Here is a 20,994-nt window from a genome sequence, read left to right as displayed (position 1 = left end):
TTGCCAACATAAAGCTGACGGTTACCTGACAGCGCTGTCAGAAACATTTATCCATCCCAGTCCGTTTCCTGACAAAAATGTTATTTTCCTGTCACGATGCTGACAGTCCTCTCCACCTAATCTGAGCCTGCAAATTCGATTCCGCGAGCCTGAATAACCAGGCCGACACTCATCGGGAGAGACCATGAAATTCACGCTTATCAGTGCAATGCTACTCACGGCAATGGCTGGAGTGACCTCAGTCAATGCGGCTGATTACAAAAAAAATCCATTCACACTCGTTTATGACGGTGCCATTACTGAGAACGTCAAAGGCAAGGTCAACATTCACCCCGTGAAATACGATCTGCACGGCATCCAGATTGCTGCGAATGTTTATACCCCAGCTAACTACGATCCCGCCAAAAAATACCCTGCCGTGGTGGTCGCGCATCCTAATGGCGGCGTAAAAGAACAGGTCGCCGGGTTGTATGCCCAGCGTCTAGCCGAGCAGGGTTACATCACAATTACCGCCGACGCGGCGTATCAGGGCGCCAGCGGTGGGATGCCGCGCAGCGTGGATAAACCCGCTTATCGCATTGAGGATATCCACGGTATGGCTGACTACATCAGCCAGTATCCTGGTGTAGATACCGCCCGCCTTGGTCTGCTGGGTATTTGCGGTGGCGGCGGGTATTCACTTGTTGCGGCTGAAACTGACAAGCGGTTTAAATCGATAGCCACCATCAGCATGTTTAATTCAGGCCTTGTGCGCCGCAACGGTATGCAGGATTCACAGCTGGATACTATCCAGCAGCGTCTTCAGCAGGCTTCTGACGCTCGAGCTCAGGAAGCTGCCGGAGGCGAAGTGCTTTACTCCGGTGATGCCAACCTGACTGATGAACAGATTGCTAAATTACCTTTCGCCTTGTATCGCCAGGGCTACGAGTACTACTGGAAAACCCACGCGCACCCAAACTCCACGTTTAAATACACCACCAGTAGTCTTCTGGATTTGATGAGCTTTGACGTCACGGACCATATCAATCTCATTAATAAACCGCTGCTGATGATTGCCGGTACAAAAGCGGATACGCTCTATATGACTGAAGATGCGTTCGCGAAAGCCACCGGTACGAAGGACAAAGAACTCTTCCTGATCGATGGCGCTACCCATATCGAGACGTATTGGGTGCCCAAATACGTTGACCAGGCAATGCAAAAGTTAGACGTCTTCTTCGATAAGAATATTTAGTTAGCCTCTAATGAAGCCCCAGCCTTGCAGGCTGGGGTATGTCCATTAGCTGTCGCCACTTTCCGCTTGCGTGTTCACGCGATAGACCCAGATTAACGAAGTTGCGGCTAAAGATAATTACGCTGCTTAAATAGGCGCTATGAGCTGAATTCATAAGAGTGGTGGATGTGGGTTGGGGCGGCAGTGTGGCTTGTGTGTGAAGTGATAAGTGATTTCAAATCATAGATGGACGGGAACGGCGGGAGTATATTTTCTTCTATGTTCGGCAGCTACCTTTTAATCTGGCAGAAACAGCGGGCGCTGTGTCAGACTAAAAAAAGCCCCGCGTCAATGCGGGGCTGATGTTTATTGCTTGTCTTTTTCTAGTGCATTACAAATGCGGAACAGAAATTCGTTATTTTTAAACGAAATCATTATCAGTTCAAATGAAATGCGAGTAATAACTAAAACAAGAATACTTAAACCACAGGCGCTAAAATTACCGTTAAATGCAAATATAACAGCAGCGATAATATAAATAATAGTTAATACCCAGTAAACGGCGACGAGTATTTTGGGTGTTATTAAAGTACCAAACGTTGCAAACTCTTTAAAAGCCATAATCAATCCCTTTGAAATATTAAAAGTGCAGTCATCATACACCTACGCACACTACCTATAGCAATTGTTTTTTAAAGCATCATGTCTAGTATATAAACACATTTAAATTGATTCGTTAATTAAATATGACGGCAATCAGCAACGGCAGGTTAAACCCTCACAAAGTAACACTGCAATTATTGTCACCGAATCCGGACTTGCCATCACCTTTGATGCCAAGACGAGCGAGGGTTACGAGCTGTCGCGCGACGTGGCGGAAGCGGCACTGGAGACAGGTTATAAAATTGCTGACGGTATCGTAACGAATCAGCCTGAAATCAGTTTCGAGGGCATCGTCACAAGCGTTTATCAGGCGGGGTCGTCAGGGCGTCGGGTGTGGGATTCTGTCGCCGCTGCAGCCGCCGTGGCGAATATGCAGGCGATATGAGATAGCGGGGAATTCTTTTCGGCGTACAATCAGTAAAAACAGTAACGTTTGCATATACAAAAAACGCGCCACCGGCGAAGAATAAATCCGGCGATGCAAGCGCGAGCGGGAAAGAATCATCGCGCAAAAAAAATCGACCGAAACTTTTTTACCTACAGGCGGGATCGGTATTTATCCGACATTCACACATGTTGACGTCCGAAAAAGTCGCACGCTCTGGCAGGGTCACTGATGGTCAGTAAATACATTCTGGAAAAGTTACACTGTCACTTTTTTGAGTTCTCGGCGGCGTCGTATACAAAAACAAACAGGTCAGGCGGCGGCACAGTTACACACGCGCAGGTCATGCCAGGTGCAACGCTAAAATATGAACCGATAACCGGTGAATTATGTCTGACCGCTGCCAGTGTAGGTGGCAAGTGTGAATGCAAAACGATTTCAGACGATAAATAATTTGCCTGCATTGCCATTCGGGTGTATCTGATGCAGGACGGCGACGAGATTGTCATTTTACTGTGTGCCGGTTTCAAGGACCGGCAAAATAACGACCTGGACGCCGCCGAAAAATATCGGGCTGATTATCTGAGGAGTAAAAAACATGGCCGCGCATGACATCGAAAAAATGTGGGAAAACCTGCTTAAAGAGGACATCGGGTCACGTGTTCAGATTATCCAGGAGATCCACGAGTTAATCCTGGCCGGTGAAATCGAAGTCGCAAAAGGAATGCTGCGCACGCTGATTAAGGTCACGTGCGGTTATCCAGCGATTTCAGACGAGGTCGGCAGGAATTCAAAATCAATTATGCGCATGTTGTCGCCGGATGTGGATCCGGGTGTCAAAGCGTTTATGGCTGTTGTCAGAGCTGCAGAGCGTCAGTCTGAGAAAGCAGCGGCCCAGGCAAAAATACATTAAGTCAGAAACCGTCACGACGAACCGGCCACAATGGCCAGTTTTTTTATGTCTGCGTGGTGTGCTGCGTGAAATCGTGTGCAGGATTACTGGTAAAAATCTGCAGAATTCACGCAACGTCACGACAGGGAAGGGATCAAACGGACAAGCACGATTCAGACTGCATTAGCACGTCTTTTTTACATGTTCTTTTGCATTTAACATAATATACATTATGCGCACCAATGTGAGATCAGACAGAATCCAGCACTTTATGGTCATCCTTGGTCTGGTTGTTGATAGACTCTGAACGCTATCTTGGCTTCACATACCTTCACTATCTTTGCTCGAATGCTGTCTCTCATTTTCATCCTTGGCCTTCAGAATTAACCAGTACAGAAATCTTTTGGATTCGATACAGAACATGCAGGGACAGCCGATGATTTGCCGGCAACGCTGGATGCGGAAACTCTTCCACTTTTTTCATACCAAGCCGTTTCATTAAGTGTTCTGAAGGTTTGTTGAGTACCGATGTAAACGATACGACTTCATCCAGCATCAGAACCGTAAAAGCATATTGCAGACAGGCTTCAGCGGCCTCCATGGCTAACCCTTGATGCCAGTACGTTTTGCTGAGACGCCAGCCAATTTCGGTACAGGGAGAAAATGGAAATTTATCAGGCTGCGGGTGCAGACCGACACAGCCAACAAATTCATGCGTTTCTTTGGATTCAACGGCCCAAAAACCCCAGCCGCGTTGTTCTATTCCGTCCCTGAATCTCTCTGCCAGACTGTCGCTCTCCTGTCTCGTCAACGGAGCCGGAAAGAAGCGCATCACATCCGGGTCTGCATTCAGATCGGCAAATGCTGCCATATCTGTTTTTCCCCACTGCCTTAAAATGAGCCTTGATGTTTCAATCATATTGCATTCCTTACCATTATGTTTACATCATCACTCAGCGTTATTCTACGTGCTAGACACTTTACTGCGCCCTTCCCGCTTCAGCAAATACAGCCATAATGTCGTACGCTTAACGTGAAGATTGAATACGATCTCATCTTACACAGGAGATAGCTACATGGCCGACTGGAACCCTGCACTTTATCTGCAATATGGCAGCGAACGCTCAAGACCCGCAGCAGAATTATTGAGCAGAGTAGCGTTAGAAAATGTTCGTTCAGTCGCCGATCTGGGGTGCGGTCCGGGAAATAGCACGTCATTACTGTATCAACGATGGCCTTCGGCCAACATAACAGGCGTGGACTCTTCGCCAAATATGCTCAACGAGGCGCGTGCAACCTTACCGAACTGTCATTTTGTTGAAACAGATATCAGCGAGTTCCGGGCGGAGCAACCTCTTGATCTGCTTTATGCGAATGCTTCATTACAGTGGGTACCCGATCACTACGAATTATTCCCATATCTTGTCTCGCAGTTACACCGTAACGGCGTACTTGCTGTGCAAATGCCGGATAACTGGCTGGAACCAACACATATTTTAATGCGTGAAGTCGCCTATGAGCAGGATTATCCCGATCGCGGTCGATCGGCTCTTCCCGGCGTGCATGCTTATTATGATATTTTGACTGAAGCGGGATGTGATGTTGATATTTGGCGCACGACCTATTACCACATTATGGATTCACATCAGTCGATTATCGACTGGGTCAGTGCGACAGGCTTACGTCCTTGGTTGCAAGATCTGAGCGAAAGTGAGCAACGAAAGTATCTGGCTCGATACCATGAACTTCTACAGGAGCAATATCCGCTGCAGGAAAATGGCAAAATCCTGCTGGCATTCCCACGCTTGTTTATTGTTGCCAGACGCGATTTTTAATCCCCTTATACTTGCATTGGCCTTTCATTGCAGAGGCTAATGTAGGTAAATAGAAATAGTATTTAGTTGGTATTATTTTATTTCGGAAAGTGACTATTCAACAATTACTCTTCGATGAATTTGATATTATCATAAATTGGGCACCCCGCTTTCCATGCTTCCAATTGTGTTGCATTATTACCAGTCGGCCTTGATAACATCCAACGGGCCATAAGCTGGTCCAGTTGATTGTTTGTTTTCACGTCCTTTCTGGTATTGCTGCTTTTTTCTGGTTTTCTTACCGATGTCGGGGACGTTGCTACCTTGAGAATTCGTACGGCAAGTTGACAACAACCGCCCTGTACTGGGATTTTACGCATTTCAAATGTGATATCATCATACCCATGTCGATGACAAATATAGCTAAGTATGCCACTGGAACGTCTCAAATCTATCTGAAACGCCTGGCTAACATCATCCCGAGTAAACTCAGTTTTACGCAGAAAACCCCACCAGGCTACCGCCCTGTAAAGCGACATATCACCAAGATGGCGGATCTCGTCTGGAATATGAAAATGACCATGGTGTTTTTGTTGGGACTGTTCACCTGCCCTATTTGACTGATTTATCATAAAATTAACCTGTTTATTCACTATTCATAAAGAGAGGATAAGCAACGTCAAATGCTTTATTGTAAAAAGCGGGAATGAAATATATCTCATGGGTTAATGCAGTGTTGATTTTAAGATGATCAATAAAGAGATATTAGCGATTCGACGAGCCATTACTTTTTTACATGATAGTACGCAGGAATCAATTGATCTTAACCACTGTCTTTTAGTTAGATGAAATAACCTTGTAACACGCCTGTCGGTATATTTTCACACCGTAAGATTATTATGCGATTTGTGAATTAACACTTTTGGTTAATACGTTTTCCGCGTGCGAATGGTAGTGGCGAAATAAACACCCCGCATCCTGATTTAGGATGCGGGGTGTTGTCAGAATAACACCTTCACACCGAACATTGCCTGAGAATCACTGTAACCACTGTCGCCAATTTGTTGACCTACGTTTCCCCAAAGGTGCAGACGCGTATTTACTTTCGCTTCAACACCTGCTCTGAGTTCAGCGATATTTTTTGCGCCATCAACGTCACCCTGTATTTCATTCATTGATATCGAATAATTTCGGGAATTATGTAGCCAGTTAGTTTCAATAAATGGCTGAAAAAGCCGTTCTTTTCCTTCATCGCGTTGGTTATAGCCTCGCAAATACGCTTTAACCCCCAACCGGCTTTGCAGATTCCCTTTGCCTTTATCTCGGATCACGGTGCCGTTTGCCTCCTGATGATCGTCAGACGATACGTCCATCCAGGTCAACTGAACCTGGGGTTGTAGCCAGTAACTCAGGCGTGCCGTCTCCTTCAACTTAAAGGCATATCCTGCTTCAAGCGAGGCGGTCACCCCCCGTGAACGATATTTCTCTGTCGCCAGTTGTTCACCGCGAACGGTGTTATCAAACCAGTTATAAAGCATCCAGCTGTCAAGATATCCCCCGCTTTTCTCCACATTGTTGGCATACCAGGTTGCGTACAATCCGGCGCTGTAACCTGATATCGAACCGTCAGCGCGGTAATGGCTGACGTCTGACCGCGTATTACTTTGGCTGTTTGCGTAGCCGAACATGACGCCCAGATGCCAGCGCTCAACCTCGTCTGAACTCCATTGTGCGACATCACCACCTATTTGCAGAACATAACGGTTACTTTGCGTCTTCAGCTGCCCGCTACTATCACGAAACCGGGTATGCCCACCGACGTTGCGTAACCACATGCTGGTCACGTCTGACTCACCCGTTATGGGGTCAATATAGTGACTTTCGCCCAGGCGATCGTGCAAACGTGTCGTAAACAGCGTATTTCCCGCCGATTTATTCGCAAGGTAGGCGCCTAATTCAGGGCGTAAAACCGAATCGTGAGATGCGGGTTCTTCTTGTTGGACAGGTAACACCGGTGTGTCGGGATCAATAGCCGGTTCTTCTGGGTCACGTATTGGTTCTTCTGGATCGCGTAACGGTTCTTCAGAAGGAGTCCACGTATTGGTCAAATACCAATGATTCGAATCAGGAATGAGTGCGGAGTCATCCGTATTATTTCCCCGCAGTAGTGCGTAATCATAGGCGCCCGCGGTCAAACGGCCAACTGCAACAAACTCACCACCTGACTCGCCGTCCACCCGCACTACCCGTGCACCATTGAGATTACTGACCGTCTGGCTGCCCAGTGCCTGCAAAGCGACACGAGTGGTCCCTGATGTATTCCCCATCACGTGAAGTTGGTTCACCACCGCTTTTTGTTGCACGGCATCTTCTGTTGTATTGAGGAAAAGAAGACCGTTGTTGCTGCTGTAATTACCGCTAACGGTCAGGATACTATTGGAACGTTTTAGTGCCTCGTCCGTTCCCGGCTGGCCAAAACTGAGCATACCGTCGAGCGACAGCGAGCGGATAGTCTGACTAAAACCATTCAGATCGACAGTCGCCGTCTCATCCACAGTGAAATCTGAGTTGCGGCTAAAGGCATCCGTGCTGCCAGCCCGCAGCGTACCGTTGCGTAGCGACGTGATGCCCGTGTAGGCATTATTTCCCGACAATAATGTCGTTCCCGGACCATTATGATTGACCTGACCACGTCCGGTTATATCTGCTGCGAGTGAAAAATCGTCACTGTTATGATTAAAATTCAGTTGAACAGTGCTGGTATTGTCGGCAGTATCGCCAAGATAGATCCACGGAACGTTAATGACGCCAGCGCGCTGCGCGACGTCCCCCTCTTCAGACCCTACGTTGACAATGCCTGTACTTCCCTTACCGACGCCTAACCATAAATATTTCCCGGATTTTACCGTGCCACCATTACTCACGGTTAGCACGCCGCGTGCATCATTGTTGCCGGTTCCGTATCCCCCTAGCAAAATCGGCTTAGCGACGTCCAGTAACGAATCCTCACCATCAACCCTGACGGCACCGTTACCAAACAAGTTATTGCGATCTGTTTTACCAACATAGCCGATATTCATGTGTTCGGTTGCGACCAGCTGCCCACCATTAAGAATATCGAGCTTACCAGTGTCCTGATCGCCCACCACGACCCAGTTCGTTTTAACAGTAGATCCCGTTCCGTCAATCATGACGCTGCCGTAGGCGCCGGCATAAAATTCGCCGATGCGGAGTTCATTAATTCCGCTTATTTGGCTGCCAAGCTCCACCAATAAGCGGCCACTGCCGCTGTTAGTCCCTAAAACGAGATCTCCCCCTCTCAGTATCCAGATTGCCCCATTGGTCAGGGTCACAATGCCGGCACTTCCCCGACCAATTGAGCCTGTAAGCGAAGAAATTTGGCGCCCATCAATGACCAACGCACCTGCAGAATCTTTACCAACAATCAGGCCACGAAAAGTATTCCAGACGTCGTCAGTATTTTCAGTATTTGATAACAGAACACTGGCGTTATTATTAATGATCGCATCACTGGTGGCATTGGCGGGTGTATACGGTTGGGCCGCCAATAATATGCGGCTGGCTTGCAGTGTAGTTTTACTTTTATTTTCCGTGCATAACGCGGCTGATTCACGTTCACATAGCCGTTCTTCTGCGATGGCGTCTACAGGTACCAGCAGACCTGTTGACGCTAACAGCAGTCCGGGAATAATCGCTAATCGGCCGGGGCGTTTTGCAGGCATTAGCTGAAAGTTTTTCATAGATAATCCTCCTGATTATCGTGCGTACATCCTTTTAAAGCGTCAGCAGGTTAATCCCCCTGATGACATGGATTTTTTATACGAACGCCATGATTACACTTTCAACGGTTTTATCGAGACAATGATCTATTCTGTGAATGGCCTTACGCTCCGCGGAGATAAATAAGCCTTCGTATTGACAATCACAGGTTGTCGTTCATTTAATGGTCTGTTTTATCTTTACACCGGGTATCGCATATGCGTGCCATCGCTTTTTTAAGATGTGCTTCTAGTGGCGAGGCTTGTCATCTGCTAGTGTCAGATAACGTTTCGCTGAAGAGAGTCGTCGTGTCTAAAATCTATTCTGGCGGTTGCCTGTGTGGTTCGGTACGCTTTACCGCAACGAATCCCAACAACTCACATTCCTGCTCCTGTGATATTTGCCGCAGACATACGGGTGCGCCCACCGTAGTGTGGATTGAATTTAACGCTGAAAACGTAGAATGGACGGGCATTGCGGGTCAACCTGCTACCTGGCGATCATCAGAAATATCCAGCCGAGCCTTTTGCCCACAGTGTGGTAGTTCCGTGGGCGCCATCGATGACGCCCCGATTATTGCCCTGTTAGCCGGGGGATTTGACGATCCCGATGATGAGAATCTGGCGCCACAGTTTCACTCTTTTTCCGATATGATGCCGGTATGGTGGCAAAAAGGACATGGCGAAAATTGATTCGGTTATGTCAGTTGATAGTGCTTATCGGGCATATGTTTAGCAGGTACAGTCGTTTCATCGTTCATTTGCAGCAAATCAATTTCAATCGCATTACAAATCGCATCCAGCGGCAAGTCGTTATTTTCCGTGCCGAACGGGTCTTCAAGCTCTTCTGCCAACGTGTCGAGAGAAATGAACGTATATGAAATCAGCACGGAAATGAACGGCGTCATATAGTGCAGATCGACCACCAATGCGAATGGCAGCATGATACAAAACAGATAGACCGTGCGATGCAGGATCAAGGTATAGGCAAATGGCACCGGTGTATTAGCAATCCGCTCACAACCTGCAAGTACCGCCGACATATCATTTAATCTATTGTTTAAACTGTGAAATAATATGTCAGATAGCTCGCCATTACGCCTGCGTACGGCTAACCACTCCCCCATCAACAGCAGAATACGGTTGGCCGGTGATTGGCAGGCAAAGACAGTTTGCAAATCTGAGGCACTAAGATATTTCGCTAATGGTTCCGCCTGCGGGTTACGACGCAGGGTCATGCGTAAACAGTGGGCAAAGGCGATTTGCAGACGTACAAACTGCCCCAGCTCGACGTCGTCCGGTAATGTGTTTTTTACCTCACGCAGTAACGAACGGGAGGCAATCATTAATTGTCCCCACAGGTGTCGAGCCTCAACGTAGCGCGAGTAACAGGCATTGTTGCGAAAGCCTAAAAAGATAGCAATAGCAACGCCCAGGATGCTGAATGGCGCCAGGGTAAATTTGATACCCAGCATCGTATACCATGGCAGCATGATGATAACGGCAATGGAAAGCAGAAAATTCAGCAGCAGGCGCGAGAAAATCTTCGATAACACTGAACCATGCCAGACGAATATCAGACGCAGCCAGTGTTGTTGAGGTCGAACAATCATAGTTATCTTCGGAAAATGTGAAAGCCGCGCCATTAAACGTGATCGCGATCAATGTTGCAAGCACCTCACCGCACTAAATCCCGCCTTTTTACCTGTCTGAACAAATGAGGCGCTACAGTCTCAGACGGTAACTGTATTTAAGAAGCACACTGTATGTTGTAACTAATAAACAGGTATAAAAAACCCGGCCTAAACCGGGTGATTATGTGACTATTTTAGCACAGTGGCTTCACGGCTTCGCGCATACCGTTGGACAGAATGGCGTCCAGATCGGCAGAAACCTGTTCAACCAGACCGGGAACCTGCGTCAGATCCTGCTCCCAATGCTCGTTGACCGCCAGTACCGAGTGGACCAACGCTTGCGTGCTTATTTGACGATCGTGGTGCTGACTCCATAGCAGCTGGAAGCGCTCAATCCAGTGGGCATCATCCTGAACAGGATAAGACTCACCGTTACGCTCGCCGCGATAGAAAGCAATCAACGCCGCCAGCGCAAACGTCAGACGCGCCGGCAATTGACCATTGGCCTGCTGCCCTGCCAGCAACTGCGGCAAAATACGCGTGCGGAATTTGGTCATTCCGTTCAGGGCAATCGACAACAGCTGATGCTTGATGTACGGGTTGCAGAAACGTCCGGTCACCGCGCTGGCGAATGATGCCAGCTCATCACGTGGTAAATCGAGCACCGGAATGATCTCTTCGTAAATGGCTTTTTCGACAAAAGCGCAAATCTCTGCGTCATTCATCGCCTCACCCACCGTGTCTAGCCCTGCCTGGTAGGCTACCGGTACCAGCGCGGTGTGCGCACCGTTAAGGATGGCAACTTTACGCTCTTTGTACGGCTTAATATCATCAACAATCAGTACATTCAGCGGATATTTGTCCAGACGCAGTTCAGTCGCTAATGACTTCGGCCCCTGAATCACAAACAGGTAGAAGTGCTCTGCAGTATCGAGGAATGCATCGTGATAACCCAGCTCGGCTTCCAGCGTGGCCACTTCGTCACGCGGGTAACCGGTAACGATGCGGTCCACCAGCGTAGAACAAAATGCGTTAGCCTTGTCCAGCCACTGCACGAACGCGTCCGGCAACGCCCACTCCTGCGCATAACGCAGCACCAGTTCACGCAGCGCATCGCCGTTGTAATCAATCAGTTCGCAAGGAATGATTATCCAGCCTTTATCCAGCGCGCCGTCAAAATGGCTGTAACGCTCAAACAGCAGGCGGGTCAACTTGGCCGGATAGCTTACCGCAGGCGCATCGTCGAACTTGTCGCCCGCGTGATAACTGATCCCGGCTTCCGTTGTATTGGAGAAAACAAAACGCATATCAGGGTTATGCGCCAGTTTCAGGAACTCATCGTATTCGCTATAGACGCTGATTTCACGGTTAACCGAGCGAATTAAACGCGCGTCGCTGACGGCCTCGCCCTTTTCATTCAGACCACGAATGATGGTGGTATAGAGACCATCCTGCGTGCTCAGTGATGGCGGAAATGTACTTTCGATAGGACGAACAATGACCACACCAGAATTCAGATCGGTATGTTCATTCAGTAAATCAACTTGCCAGTCAACAAAGGCGCGCAGGAAGTTTCCTTCACCAAACTGAATGATGCGTTCAGGATAGTGAGCACCGGGAAAATCGCGACGATTTAGTGTTTGCACAATGGGTTCCCTTTTTGATTAGTCATACAACCTGATTGAATTGGTCCAATAGGTTAGCAAACTTTAATACCTTGAAACCCTGTTTTGATCAATCCCTGGTAACAAATTACAATGATTTATAGAAAAGTGTGGTGCCCGTCAGCGTTCCGTCCGGCATTTGGGCGTAGTTGGGGATCATGCCCGCTTTTTGCCAGCCGCAATTGTGGTAGAACAACTCCGCAGCGCTACCGGTGGCCGTGTCGAGCACCAGCGTAGTTCTATGCTGTTGACGCGCACACGTTTCCAGCGCGTTCATCAATTCCCGGGCGATACCCGTTCGTCGTGCAGACGGATGTACCAGTAATTTGGCGACGTCGGCACGATGCGGTTGGTTTTCAGGTTGATCGACAATAAGCTGGACGGTTCCCACCAGGATACCCTGCGTGTTTTCAGCCGCCAGCACAATTCTCTCGCCACGGGCAACGCTTTGCGCAACGCCCGTCCAGAATGGCAGTGACTTATCGCGATTGAAGGGGTGTATAAAACTCACAGATGCGCCGTCATTCACGCACTGTTCAAGAACGTCACAAAGCTCGTCGATTCTCGACACAATTTGTTGTGCGCTCAGCACGATGCAGGGGGTACCAGTGGCCATTTTTTTCTCCTCAGATAGTCCCCATGATAGTGCGTTTAACTTTTTCGCAACACAAGGGGTCTTATCATAGGATTATGTTATCTATGGCTGGTTCATTTGCCGCACTAACCAGTGATAAATTACCGTGACAACGTAACGCTGCTGTTCTGCACTTAGCGCCTGCCCTTGAGGAATATCATGCCATTTTGCCAGGCAGCCGCGACAGCAGGTTGCCGTCGCATGCTGGGCAATAAATACCGGATGCCCGCGCATCGGCGTCTGCTTACCGTCGTTGGCCGGGAATGCAGGCGCCAGGCGTTTGGCAATAAAATCGGCGGCATGTTGCTCAATCACCGGCGCGCCTTTCTCCATACAATAGCGTCGTTCTTTGTCACCAAGGCGAAACCGTGAACGAAAGGTCGATTTCGCCAGTCGGGAAAACAGCGGTTCGAGCGAGTTCATCAGTAAACCGAACGCCCCATCTGTTGGGTTAACTGTTCCAGCACCGCAATACCTGCCAGTGAATTCCCTGCCGGATCCAGTTCCGGGCTCCAGACCGCTATCGCCATTTCATGCGGCACGATCGCCACGATACCACCCCCCACCCCGGATTTTGCCGGCAGCCCCACTCGCCACGCAAATTCACCGGCGTTCTGGTACATACCACTGGTCGCCATCAGCGCATTAATTTGTCGGGCCTGCATCGGCGTGACCACCGGTTCATTGAGATGAAAGGCATGCCCCTGATTAGCCAGAAAGACAAAGGTACGCGCCAGCTCCACGCAGCTCATTTTCAGCGCACAGTAGTGGAAATAGTTTTGCAGAACGGTGGCTACATCATGTTGAAAATTGCCAAAGGATTTCATCAGCCAGGCAATGGCCGCATTACGTGCCGAATGCTCAAACTCAGAGCGGGCAACTGTCGCATCATAGGCGATATCCGGCACACCGCTTAGCGCCCGTACGACTTCGAGCATGCGTTGACGTGGCGCACTCAGACGCCCCTGCAGCATGTCGCAAACCACTAGCGCCCCGGCATTAATAAACGGGTTGCGCGGTATTCCTTGCTCCATTTCCAGCTGTACCAGAGAGTTAAACGGATGTCCTGACGGATCTTTGCCTACTCGCTGCCAGATCTCATCTTCCTGATAATGACGCATCGCCACCACCAGACTGAGCACCTTCGAGATCGACTGAATTGAAAAACGTTCTTGCGCATCACCCGCCTGATAGTGCTGACCATCAACGGTACAAATGGCAATACCCAGTTTGGAACCATCAACGGAGGCTAATGCGGGGATGTAGTCAGCGACCTTCCCCTGACCAATCAGCGGGCGAACCTGCTGCACAATGGTTTCTAAGATTGAATTGTCCATGGCCCTGGCCACAACATGCTCCTTGCTCGCAGGTCTGAAAGGCCTGCGAGTATAACAGAGCTGAATACACCGCGTCAGGATGCAGATGATATGCGTGGACGGGTGTCCCGTGTGGAGACACCCCGAAGATTAGATACGGTTTTTCCAGACGGTCTGCACGTTACAAAACTCATGCAGGCCAAAGTGCGAAAGCTCCCGACCAAAACCGCTTTTCTTCACCCCGCCAAACGCAACGCGGGCATCACTGGCACTATAACCATTGATAAATACCCCGCCACATTCCAGGCGTGCAGCCATATTCTGCGCCAGCGTCTCATCAGCGGTGAAAATCGTTGCCGACAAGCCAAAATCACTCTCATTCGCCAGCACTAACGCATGCTCTGCGTTCTTCGCAACGGTAATTGCTGCTACCGGGCCGAACAATTCCTGGCGGAAAGCGGTCATCTCAGGTGTCACGTCACCAAGAACCGTGATGGCATAGTAGTTACCTTTTCCGGCAATTTTTTCGCCACCGAGTAACAACGTCGCCCCTTGAGCCAGCGAAGCCTCAACCTGCTGATGCAGTTCATCACGTAGATCAACGCGTGCCATTGGGCCGAGATCGTTTTCCTCATTCAGAGGATCGCCCATTTTTAGCGCACTGGCCGCCGCCACAAAACGCTGAGTAAATTCTGCCGCAATCCCTTCCTCAACAATAAAACGTTTCGCTGCCGCACAAACCTGCCCGGTATTCTGATAACGACCGGCGACTGCCGCCTTCACGGCCAGATCGAGGTCAGCATCGTTAAGGACAATGAACGGATCGGATCCACCCAGTTCAAGCACGCATTTCTTCAGCGCCGCCCCCGCCTGAGCACCAATTGCCGCCCCGGCTCGCACACTTCCCGTTACCGTAACGGCGGCAATACGCGGATCGTTGATTATCTGGCTAACGCCCGAGTTATCGGCATTCACCCAGCCATATACCCCTTGCGGGATACCGGCATCAGCAAACGCCTGCGCAATAATACCGGCACACCCGGTTACATTCGGTGCGTGCTTTAACAGGTAACCATTCCCGGCCAGTAAAATAGGCACTGCACCGCGCATGACCTGCCACAGCGGGAAGTTCCACGGCATAACGGCCAGAATAGTGCCCAGAGGACGATATTCGATCACCGCCTGGTTATTCTCCACCTGTGTTGGTTCAGGATTAAGCATCAAAGGTCCATGCTCTGCATACCAGTCACACAGCGCCGCGGATTTCGCCACTTCTGCACGAGCCTGTTTTATCGGTTTCCCCATTTCCCGTGAGATACACTGCGCCATCTCTTCCGCACGCTGGCGCAGAGCGTGCCCAACCTTGCGCAGCATCTGCGCCCGATGCGCCACGGTGGTGTGTTTCCATTCATTAAATCCACTGGCGGCCAGATCAAGCGCATGGGCAATCTCATCCCGACTAGCCCACGGCATCGCCGTTAACCTTTCGCCGTTCACAGGATTGACGGAAATCGCATGTGTTGCTGATGTGATGGTCATAGCTGTCTCTCTTTTTGCAGGGTATGGTCATATCATGAGCGTATTTACTCTTTCTGAAAAATGAATAATATTAACTACACCATTCACGAATAGAGAAAAATAATGGATCTGACGCAACTGGAAATGTTCAATGCGGTGGCGGAAACCGGCAGCATTACGCAGGCCGCCGCGAAGGTACATCGTGTGCCGTCCAATCTCACCACGCGTATTCGCCAGCTTGAAGCCGACCTTGGCGTCGATCTGTTTATTCGTGAAAACCAGCGCCTGCGACTTTCCCCGTCCGGGCACAATTTTTTGCGCTATAGCCAGCGGATCCTTGCCCTGGTAGAGGAAGCACGCATGGTCGTTGCTGGCGATGAGCCGCAGGGACTGTTCTCTCTCGGTTCGCTGGAAAGCACCGCTGCCGTACGCATTCCCGCGACGCTGGCTGAATATAATCGACGCTACCCTAAAATCCAGTTTGCGTTGGCTACCGGGCCTTCAGGCACCATGCTGGACGGTGTACTGGAGGGGACGCTGAGCGCCGCCTTTGTCGATGGCCCGATCACCCACCCGGGACTGGAAGGCATGCCGGTCTACCTTGAGGAGATGATGATCGTTACCCCTCACGGACACGCCCCCATACAGCGGGCCAGCGACGTCAACGGCTGCAGTATTTATGCCTTTCGCGCGAACTGCTCTTACCGCCGCCATTTTGAAAGCTGGTTTCACGCCGATCGCGCAATGCCGGGCACCATCCATGAAATGGAGTCGTATCACGGCATGCTCGCCTGCGTGATTGCCGGGGCGGGAATTGCGCTGATTCCGCGATCGATGCTGGAAAGTATGCCGGGACACCATCAAGTTAACGCCTGGCCGTTGAGTGAAAACTGGCGTTGGCTCAATACATGGCTGGTCTGGCGTCGGGGAGCGATGACGCGACAGCTGGAAGCATTTATTGAGGTGTTGAACCCCCAACTGGCGCAGAATGCAGATTAGTTGACGCCGGGTGACGCAAGCTCACCCGGCCCTCCTTTCCAGGCATCAGGCATAAAATGTGATTTGAATCACGAAATGATTGTATTTTCACCAGTAACCGTTTTAAGATCGTGACCTCACCTTTTCGCAGCTAATCCAATTTATTTGATATGACAACACACACTGTTTCCCGCAAGGTCGCGTGGCTACGGGTCGTTACGCTGGCTATTGCCGCTTTTATTTTCAATACCACGGAGTTTGTTCCCGTCGGTTTGCTCTCCGACATCGCGCAAAGCTTTAATATGCAAACAGCGCAGGTCGGGATCATGCTGACCATCTATGCCTGGGTCGTTGCCCTGATGTCACTGCCGTTTATGCTGCTTACCAGTCAGGTGGAGCGACGCAAACTTCTGATTTGCCTTTTCGCGCTGTTTATCGCCAGTCATGTGCTCTCTTTCCTGGCATGGAACTTTACCGTGCTGGTCATTAGCCGTATTGGTATTGCCTTCGCACACGCCATTTTCTGGTCGATTACCGCGTCATTAGCGATTCGCATGGCACCCGCCGGCAAACGTGCGCAGGCGTTGAGCCTGATTGCTACCGGGACCGCGCTGGCGATGGTGCTGGGTCTGCCTATTGGCCGTATCGTCGGCCAGTATTGTGGCTGGCGCACAACCTTCTTCGCTATCGGCGTCGCCGCATTAGTCACCTTGCTCTGTCTGATTAAACTGCTGCCAAAACTACCCAGTGAGCATTCAGGCTCGCTAAAAAGCCTGCCGCTGCTGTTTCGCCGCCCGGCGCTGATGAGCATTTATTTATTGACGGTCATTGTAGTCACCGCGCACTACACGGCTTACAGCTATATAGAACCCTTTGTTCAGACCGTTGCCGGACTGAGTGCCAATTTTGCGACCGTGTTGTTACTGGTTCTGGGTGCGGCGGGCATTATCGGCAGCCTCATCTTTGGCAAGCTGGGTAATCAGCATGCATCCGGGCTGATAAGTGCGGCAATCGCGTTACTGACGGTGTGCCTGGTGCTGCTATTACCAGCCGCTGACAGCGAGATGCACCTCGCCATACTGAGTATTTTCTGGGGTGTGGCCATTATGGTGATAGGTCTGGGGATGCAGGTGAAAGTGCTTGCGCTGGCACCCGATGCCACCGACGTCGCCATGGCGCTGTTTTCCGGGATCTTTAATCTGGGTATCGGCGCGGGCGCACTGGTGGGAAATCAGGTCAGTTTGCACTGGTCGATGTCCACAATCGGTTACATCGGTGCGATACCCGCACTGGCTGCGCTGATATGGTCCGTGATTATCTTTCGCAAGTGGCCGGTCGCGCAGGAAGAACAGCCTAACTAGCCATAAAAAAGGGGCCGGTAGACTATACCGGCCCCTTTTTTTAAGCGTAGGTTTTATGCGTAGGTTTTGATAATTTCCAGTACGCCATTAATAATAAACTGCACGCCCATACACACCAGCAAAAAGCCCATCAGACGGGAAATCGCTTCAATGCCCCCTTTGCCGACCAGACGCATAATTCCGCCTGAACTGCGCAGGCAGCCCCACAGAATGACCCCGATCACCGCAAAAATGATCGGTGGAGCGACCATAATAACCCAGTCCGGAAACTCAGAGCCTTGACGTACGGTCGAGGCCGAACTGATGATCATCGCAATGGTACCCGGACCGGCAGTACTGGGCATTGCCAGCGGCACGAAGGCAATATTGGCCGTCGGTTCGTCTACAAGTTCTTCTGACTTACTTCTCGCTTCCGGAGAGTCGTGCGCCTTCTGCTGCGGGAACAGCATCCGAAAGCCGATAAACGCAACGATTAACCCACCCGCAATACGCAATCCGGGAATCGAAATCCCGAAGGTATTCATCACCACCTGCCCGGCATAGTACGCCACCATCATGATGGCAAACACGTAGACAGACGCCATTAATGACTGACGGTTACGCTCTGCGCTGTTCATATTACCGGCAAGGCCGAGGAACAACGCCACGGTGGTTAACGGGTTCGCCAACGGTAACAGGACTACCAGTCCCAGACCTATGGCCTTAAACAAATCCATCATAATTCATCTTTCCTGTGCGTTAATCGTCAACGGCAAGTATACGGTGAAAACACCCGTTTAAGCCATTTTCGCGATGTAAGGATTCATTTTTCTCCTCTACGCATAAGCCTGTGAAATCAAAATATTGAAACGAACGTACGGTTAGCCAGGTGCTGACGTTTTAGCAAAACGTGGCATTTGCCGACCCATTCATTTGACTTATATTTGCCTAAGCAATAATATCAGCCGTGACTAACTACTTGCCAGGGCAACCATTGTGAAAAACACCAGTGATCTGTTCAACGAAATCATCCCACTGGGCCGTTTGATCTATATGGTTAATCAGAAAAAAGATCGTTTGCTAAACGACTACCTGTCACCGCTGGATATCACAGCATCGCAGTTTAAGGTGCTTTGCTCCATCCGCTGCGCGGTGTGCATCACCCCTGTTGAATTGAAAAAAGTGCTGTCTGTCGATCTTGGTGCGCTGACGCGTATGCTCGACAGACTGGCCTGTAAAGGCTGGATTGAAAGACTTCCTAATCCACATGACAAACGCGGCGTGCTGGTGAAACTGACCGAGCATGGCGCGACAATTTGTGAGCAGTGCCATCAATTAGTCGGGCAAGACCTGCACCAGGAACTAACAAAAAACTTAACGGCGGACGAAGTGGCAACACTTGAGCATTTGCTTAAGAAAATCCTGCCGTAAACAGAAAGAGGTATGACGATGTCCAGACGCAATACTGACACAATCACTATTCATAGCATTTTGGACTGGATCGAGAATAACCTTGAATCACCGCTGTCACTGGAAAAGGTGTCAGAGCGTTCAGGTTACTCCAAATGGCACCTGCAACGGATGTTTAAAAAAGAAACCGGCCATTCATTAGGTCAATACATCCGCAGCCGCAAAATGACTGAAATAGCGCAAAAATTAAAAGAAAGTAACGAACCGATCCTCTACCTGGCGGAGCGTTATGGCTTTGAGTCTCAGCAGACGCTGACCCGGACCTTCAAAAACTATTTTGATGTGCCACCCCATAAGTACCGTATGACAAATATGCACGGCGAATCCCGGTATTTGCATCCGCTGAATCAATGTAACTGCTAATCGCCTGATAAAGACGTAACCGAGGAAATCATGAAACTTCTGTCATCTGCAATGCTGGCCCTGCTGCTTGTTGTTTCGGGCCAGAGCATGGCGGAACAAACCGCGCAGCCCATAACACCCAATAATCGCGACGCAATAATTATGCCTCCTACGCAGGAACAGTTCCCGTTTGATTTTAATCATATGGGTGCCGGCAGCGACAAGTCCGACGAACTGGGTGTGCCTTATTACAACATGCGCAGTTTATAAGTCATGATGCCCCGCCACGGCGGGGCTACTGTTATCCCCTCGCCTGAGCGGTCCTGCGCAAACGAAAACCAAACACGTTGATGTACAGCCCCGCCATAATCAACAGCGCGCCGATAAGTTGCAGCCCACTTAGCGTTTCATCCAGTAACACTGCCGCACTCGCCAGCCCAACCACTGGCACGAGTAAAGACAGCGGGGCCACGCGCCAGGTCTCATAGCGTCCCAGCAACGTACCCCATATGCCGTATCCCACAATCGTCGCCACAAATGCCAGATAGACCAGTGAGAGAATAGTCGTCATATCAATAGCAATAAGGCTGTGTACGATGAGACCTGGGCCATCAAGGACGAGCGATGCCAGAAAGAACGGTAAAATAGGGATCAAGGCACTCCACACCACCAGCGACATCACTGGCGGGCGGGATTCATGTTGCATAATTTTCTTGTTGAAGATATTGCCGCAGGCCCAACTCAGCGCTGCCGCCAGCGTCAGCATAAAGCCGAGCATCGTCACGTGCTGTCCATTCAGGCTGGCTTCGATCAACACCAGCACGCCAAACACTGCCAGCGCGATGCCGACCCGTTGCTTGCCCTGTAAACGCTCACCAAAAGCGAATGCGCCCAGCACAATGGTGAAAAATGCCTGCGCCTGCAATACCAGTGACGCCAGTCCAGCGGGCATGCCAAATTTTATGGCGCTGAACAGAAACGCGAACTGGCCAAAGCTGATGGTCAGGCCATAACCGAGCAGCAATGAGAGAGGGATTTTCGGGCGGGCAACAAAGAAAATAGCCGGAAATGCCACCAGTAGGAAACGTAGCCCTGCCAGCATCAGCGGCGGCATATTGTGCAGGCCCACTTTGATGACGACAAAATTTAGCCCCCATACCACCACGACCAGTAGTGCTAACAACCCGTCTTTACGTGACATTCACCCGCCCCTGAAATTATTAAATTTTTGTAAACAAGTTAAAGTAGCGGAAATCGTTGCCGGGTAACAGATCATTAATACAGGTAGGTATAACTGGGCATTTTCAGACAACTTTTTGAGTGTACATCACACTTTTGCCGTGCTATTTCTG

At 50.0% G+C, this 20,994-nt stretch carries 23 protein-coding genes; 11 read left to right on the top strand and 12 right to left on the bottom strand.

All coding sequences use genetic code 11. From position 1 onward, the window contains the following. The first annotated feature begins 208 nt into the window (after positions 1-208). A complete protein-coding gene (locus tag FDX22_RS05365) occupies positions 209-1,234 on the top strand; it encodes an alpha/beta hydrolase (RefSeq protein WP_242461268.1) in 1,026 nt (341 codons plus the stop codon). 345 nt (positions 1,235-1,579) lie between these two features. Here FDX22_RS05365 and FDX22_RS05360 read toward each other — a convergent pair whose 3' ends face one another. Next, on the bottom strand, positions 1,580-1,834 hold the full coding sequence (locus FDX22_RS05360; protein WP_117342769.1) for a hypothetical protein: 255 nt from the start codon (positions 1,832-1,834) through the stop codon (positions 1,580-1,582). Between the two features lie 106 nt (positions 1,835-1,940). On the opposite strand from FDX22_RS05360, the gene FDX22_RS32550 reads away from it, so the two are divergent. The 3 genes from FDX22_RS32550 (at position 1,941) to FDX22_RS05350 (ending at position 3,174) form a co-directional block, all read left to right on the top strand. Further along, positions 1,941-2,261, top strand: a complete 321-nt coding sequence (locus tag FDX22_RS32550; RefSeq protein ID WP_370316937.1) for a phage baseplate protein — start codon at positions 1,941-1,943, stop codon at positions 2,259-2,261. 483 nt (positions 2,262-2,744) lie between these two features. Continuing rightward, on the top strand, positions 2,745-2,873 hold the full coding sequence (locus FDX22_RS30875) for a hypothetical protein (RefSeq protein ID WP_255432753.1): 129 nt from the start codon (positions 2,745-2,747) through the stop codon (positions 2,871-2,873). After that, positions 2,860-3,174, top strand: a complete 315-nt coding sequence (locus FDX22_RS05350) for a hypothetical protein (RefSeq protein ID WP_135912058.1) — start codon at positions 2,860-2,862, stop codon at positions 3,172-3,174. The genes FDX22_RS30875 and FDX22_RS05350 overlap by 14 nt, the downstream gene beginning before the upstream one ends. A 343-nt stretch (positions 3,175-3,517) precedes the next feature. Here the strand turns inward: FDX22_RS05350 and FDX22_RS05345 are convergent, their stop codons facing one another. Then, on the bottom strand, positions 3,518-4,072 hold the full coding sequence (locus FDX22_RS05345; RefSeq protein WP_115258511.1) for a GNAT family N-acetyltransferase: 555 nt from the start codon (positions 4,070-4,072) through the stop codon (positions 3,518-3,520). A 157-nt stretch (positions 4,073-4,229) separates the two neighbouring features. Here FDX22_RS05345 and tam point away from each other — a divergent pair, with 157 nt between their 5' ends. Beyond that, positions 4,230-4,988 carry a trans-aconitate 2-methyltransferase gene (gene tam / locus FDX22_RS05340; RefSeq protein WP_115258512.1) on the top strand — a complete coding sequence of 253 codons (759 nt, stop codon included), beginning with the start codon at positions 4,230-4,232 and terminating at the stop codon, positions 4,986-4,988. A 104-nt stretch (positions 4,989-5,092) separates the two neighbouring features. On the opposite strand, the gene FDX22_RS05335 is transcribed toward tam, so the two are convergent. Together FDX22_RS05335 and FDX22_RS05330 are read right to left on the bottom strand one after the other, a co-directional pair. Then, positions 5,093-5,599: a CaiF/GrlA family transcriptional regulator gene (locus tag FDX22_RS05335; protein WP_117343112.1), complete on the bottom strand. Its 507-nt coding sequence runs from the start codon at positions 5,597-5,599 to the stop codon at positions 5,093-5,095. Between the two features lie 369 nt (positions 5,600-5,968). After that, a complete protein-coding gene (locus FDX22_RS05330; RefSeq protein WP_146716814.1) occupies positions 5,969-8,728 on the bottom strand; it encodes an autotransporter outer membrane beta-barrel domain-containing protein in 2,760 nt (919 codons plus the stop codon). 327 nt (positions 8,729-9,055) lie between these two features. On the opposite strand from FDX22_RS05330, the gene FDX22_RS05325 reads away from it, so the two are divergent. Further along, complete coding sequence (locus tag FDX22_RS05325; protein WP_115258515.1) at positions 9,056-9,439, top strand: GFA family protein; 384 nt, start codon at positions 9,056-9,058, stop codon at positions 9,437-9,439. A gap of 5 nt (positions 9,440-9,444) precedes the next feature. Here the strand turns inward: FDX22_RS05325 and FDX22_RS05320 are convergent, their stop codons facing one another. From FDX22_RS05320 to sad, 6 genes are all read right to left on the bottom strand, one after another. Continuing rightward, the gene (locus FDX22_RS05320; RefSeq protein ID WP_161959037.1) at positions 9,445-10,359 is read right to left on the bottom strand and encodes a bestrophin family protein; all 915 of its coding nucleotides are present in this window, start codon (positions 10,357-10,359) and stop codon (positions 9,445-9,447) included. A gap of 215 nt (positions 10,360-10,574) precedes the next feature. Continuing rightward, positions 10,575-12,026, bottom strand: a complete 1,452-nt coding sequence (locus tag FDX22_RS05315) for a tagaturonate reductase (RefSeq protein WP_096757073.1) — start codon at positions 12,024-12,026, stop codon at positions 10,575-10,577. A 106-nt stretch (positions 12,027-12,132) separates the two neighbouring features. Further along, on the bottom strand, positions 12,133-12,660 hold the full coding sequence (locus tag FDX22_RS05310; RefSeq protein ID WP_146716813.1) for an N-acetyltransferase: 528 nt from the start codon (positions 12,658-12,660) through the stop codon (positions 12,133-12,135). Positions 12,661-12,741: 81 nt separating this feature from the next. Beyond that, a complete protein-coding gene (locus FDX22_RS05305) occupies positions 12,742-13,101 on the bottom strand; it encodes a DUF4186 domain-containing protein (protein ID WP_117343108.1) in 360 nt (119 codons plus the stop codon). Continuing rightward, entirely contained in the window at positions 13,101-14,027 is a 927-nt protein-coding gene (gene glsB, locus FDX22_RS05300; RefSeq protein WP_096757076.1) for a glutaminase B, read from the bottom strand. The genes FDX22_RS05305 and glsB overlap by 1 nt, the downstream gene beginning before the upstream one ends. 117 nt (positions 14,028-14,144) lie before the next feature. Further along, positions 14,145-15,533 carry a succinate-semialdehyde dehydrogenase gene (sad, locus tag FDX22_RS05295; protein WP_117343107.1) on the bottom strand — a complete coding sequence of 463 codons (1,389 nt, stop codon included), beginning with the start codon at positions 15,531-15,533 and terminating at the stop codon, positions 14,145-14,147. Between the two features lie 102 nt (positions 15,534-15,635). On the opposite strand from sad, the gene FDX22_RS05290 reads away from it, so the two are divergent. Further along, a complete protein-coding gene (locus tag FDX22_RS05290; RefSeq protein ID WP_115258521.1) occupies positions 15,636-16,511 on the top strand; it encodes a LysR family transcriptional regulator in 876 nt (291 codons plus the stop codon). 149 nt (positions 16,512-16,660) lie between these two features. Then, entirely contained in the window at positions 16,661-17,851 is a 1,191-nt protein-coding gene (locus tag FDX22_RS05285) for a sugar transporter (RefSeq protein ID WP_146716812.1), read from the top strand. 53 nt (positions 17,852-17,904) lie between these two features. On the opposite strand, the gene FDX22_RS05280 is transcribed toward FDX22_RS05285, so the two are convergent. Then, positions 17,905-18,570, bottom strand: a complete 666-nt coding sequence (locus tag FDX22_RS05280; RefSeq protein ID WP_096757080.1) for a MarC family NAAT transporter — start codon at positions 18,568-18,570, stop codon at positions 17,905-17,907. 256 nt (positions 18,571-18,826) lie between these two features. Here FDX22_RS05280 and marR point away from each other — a divergent pair, with 256 nt between their 5' ends. The 3 genes from marR to marB are packed head-to-tail and all read left to right on the top strand — an operon-like array spanning position 18,827 to position 19,912. Further along, positions 18,827-19,261 carry a multiple antibiotic resistance transcriptional regulator MarR gene (gene marR / locus FDX22_RS05275; protein WP_096757081.1) on the top strand — a complete coding sequence of 145 codons (435 nt, stop codon included), beginning with the start codon at positions 18,827-18,829 and terminating at the stop codon, positions 19,259-19,261. An 18-nt stretch (positions 19,262-19,279) separates the two neighbouring features. Further along, the gene (marA, locus tag FDX22_RS05270; RefSeq protein WP_138140554.1) at positions 19,280-19,663 is read left to right on the top strand and encodes an MDR efflux pump AcrAB transcriptional activator MarA; all 384 of its coding nucleotides are present in this window, start codon (positions 19,280-19,282) and stop codon (positions 19,661-19,663) included. A 30-nt stretch (positions 19,664-19,693) separates the two neighbouring features. After that, positions 19,694-19,912 (top strand): multiple antibiotic resistance protein MarB, encoded by a 219-nt coding sequence (gene marB / locus FDX22_RS05265; RefSeq protein ID WP_146716811.1) that lies wholly within the window; start codon positions 19,694-19,696, stop codon positions 19,910-19,912. Between the two features lie 31 nt (positions 19,913-19,943). On the opposite strand, the gene eamA is transcribed toward marB, so the two are convergent. Next, on the bottom strand, positions 19,944-20,843 hold the full coding sequence (gene eamA, locus FDX22_RS05260; protein ID WP_117343106.1) for an O-acetylserine/cysteine exporter: 900 nt from the start codon (positions 20,841-20,843) through the stop codon (positions 19,944-19,946). Positions 20,844-20,994: the final 151 nt, after the last annotated feature.

It is taken from the genome of Citrobacter sp. TBCS-14 (assembly GCF_005280805.1).
Taxonomy (GTDB): Bacteria; Pseudomonadota; Gammaproteobacteria; order Enterobacterales; family Enterobacteriaceae; genus Citrobacter; species Citrobacter gillenii.
Note: the sequence above shows the minus strand (reverse complement) of the source record. Positions and strands in the feature narration are given on the sequence as shown.